The following is a 2,173-nucleotide window of genomic DNA, read 5'->3' as shown; positions in this document are numbered from 1 at the left end:
GCCACGCCCAGCTCATCACCGCGCAGTGGTGCTTCCCGAGTAGCTTGTCCCCATGCGGCTCTTCACCGAAAACCTCTCCCCCACCGGACAGCTGACCTGCTACCTGCAGGATCGCAGCGACGAGCTGTCGAATGCCCGGGTGCGGCCCGCCGTCCTGGTGCTGCCCGGTGGCGGTTACTCGTTCTGCTCCGACCGGGAGGCCGAGCCGGTTGCGCTCGCCTATCTCGCGGAGGGCTTCAATGCCTTCGTGCTGCGCTACGCCGCCGGGCCCGACGCCCCCTGGACGCAGTCCTTCGCCGACGGGCAGGCGGGGCTGGCCTGGATCCGGCAGCACGCCGGCGAGCTGGACGTCGATCCGGCCAGGATCGCTGCGGTCGGCTTCTCCGCCGGCGGGCACCTGGCCGCCAGCCTCGGCGTCGCCGGCGACGATCGTCCGGACGCCCTCGTCCTGGGCTATCCGGTGACGCTGGCCGAGTTCGGACCGCCGATCGGCAAGGAGATCCTTGACGTCGTCGACGCGGTCAACGACCAGACCCCGCCCACCTTCCTGTTCAGCACCTACCCGGACTCGCTGGTGCCGATCCGCAACAGCCTGGAGTTGCTCTCGGCGCTGGCTGCCCATGACGTGCCGTGCGAGTCGCACATCTACCTGCTCGGCGCTCACGGGTTGAGCCTGGCCAAACCACTGACCGCCAACGGCGGCAGTTGGGGGGTCGATCCGGTGGTGGCGCAGTGGCTGCCGGACAGCGTGCGGTTCCTGCAGCGGGTACTGGGCGACTTCCCGGTGGAGGGCGCACCCTCGACCTTCGCCGACCTCGAGCAGCGCAAACGGTTCGGGCTGGGGATGCAGGTCCGGCGACTGCTGGCCGACGAACGTGCCGTGGCGATCATCGACGACCACCTGCCAGGTGTCACTCGCCTGCTGCGACAGGACCAGCTCGTCGAAGGATTCCCGCTGCGCGAGGCGCTGGGCTTCAGCCCGCAACCGATCGACCCAGAGGTGCTCGCCCGACTCGGTGAACGGCTGGCCGCGCTCAACGACTGACGCTCTCCCGGCGAACCGCCCGCCGCACTGGCCCGTCAGCCGAGGCGAGCCGCAGCTGGTCAGAATCCGGCCCGGTTGCGGACGGGATCAACTCCTGCTTCGCTTGGGGAGCCAGTGCGGCGAGGAGTGCGAGGAGAGACAGTGAACCAACGGGGTGCATGCTGGATCGCCGGACTGGCAGCGATGGCGGTGATCGGCTCGAACCTGCCGTTCGCTCACGCCGAGGACGGGAGTTCGTCCAGCCCGTCACCAACCCCGTCACAGACCGCGTCACCGTCGCCGATTCCGTCGGCGGAGGAGCTGGTCGCAGCCCGTCCCGTGGTCAAGGGCATTCGGAAGGTCGGCCACCAACTGACGGCGAGCACCCCTGGCTGGTCCGCGGGCGCGACCTTCTCCTACCAGTGGCTGCGGAACGGGAAGCCGATCCGGGGCGCGTCCGGTGCGACCTACTGGCTGGTCAAGGCCGACCAGGGCACAAAGGTCTCGGTCGCTGTCACGGGAGGACTGACCGGAGCCGCGTCCCGCACCGAGACCTCCCTCGCAGTGAAGATCACCGATGGAAAGACCGGCAAGAAGCTCACCAAGCCTTTCGTCGTGAAAGGTGTCTGGGTGATCAACAAGGACCACAGGGTCGCGAAGAAGTACCTCAAGAAGGGACCCGGTGTCCTGGGTTCGAAGAAGGAAGCCTCGAAGGCGCTCGTGAAACTGCAGAAGGCGGCGAAACGGGCGGGCTACACCATCCAACCGACCTCGGGGTACCGCAGCTACTCCCTGCAGACGACGATCTGGAAGCGGAACATCCGGATCCTCGGCAAGAAGCGGGGTGAGCAGATGGCCGCCCCGCCGGGTGCCAGCGAGCACAACGCGGGACTGGCCTTCGACCTGCGCAGCGGCAGCAAGCGGGGATACGCCTTCGGCAGGTCGAACGCCGGCAAATGGGTGGCGAAGAACGCCTGGAAATACGGCTTCATCCTGCGCTACCCCAAGGGGAAGACGGCGATCACCGGGTTCGCCTACGAACCCTGGCACTTCCGCTATGTCGGCGTCGAGAACGCCCGCGCCTTCGCAGGCACGAAGAAGCTGACCCTGGAGGAGTACCTGGGCCTGGCCTGAGCCGCCGCGCCCGCC

2 protein-coding genes are annotated in these 2,173 nt (G+C 68.1%); both read left to right on the top strand.

The window, feature by feature from the left end:
- The first annotated feature begins 52 nt into the window (after positions 1 to 52).
- Positions 53 to 1,045 (top strand): alpha/beta hydrolase, encoded by a 993-nt coding sequence (locus VB080_RS15685; protein ID WP_323419383.1) that lies wholly within the window; start codon positions 53 to 55, stop codon positions 1,043 to 1,045.
- 141 nt (positions 1,046 to 1,186) lie between these two features.
- Complete coding sequence (locus VB080_RS15680; RefSeq protein WP_323419382.1) at positions 1,187 to 2,158, top strand: M15 family metallopeptidase; 972 nt, start codon at positions 1,187 to 1,189, stop codon at positions 2,156 to 2,158.
- The last annotated feature ends 15 nt before the right edge of the window (positions 2,159 to 2,173 follow it).

Source organism: Propionicimonas sp. (genome assembly GCF_034927565.1).
Classification (GTDB): Bacteria; Actinomycetota; Actinomycetes; order Propionibacteriales; family Propionibacteriaceae; genus Propionicimonas.
Note: the sequence above shows the minus strand (reverse complement) of the source record. Positions and strands in the feature narration are given on the sequence as shown.

Coding starts and splice junctions, on each gene's coding strand:
- VB080_RS15685 (WP_323419383.1), top strand. CDS start 53: ATGCGGCTCTTCACCGAAAACCTCTCCCCCACCGGACAGCTGACCTGC.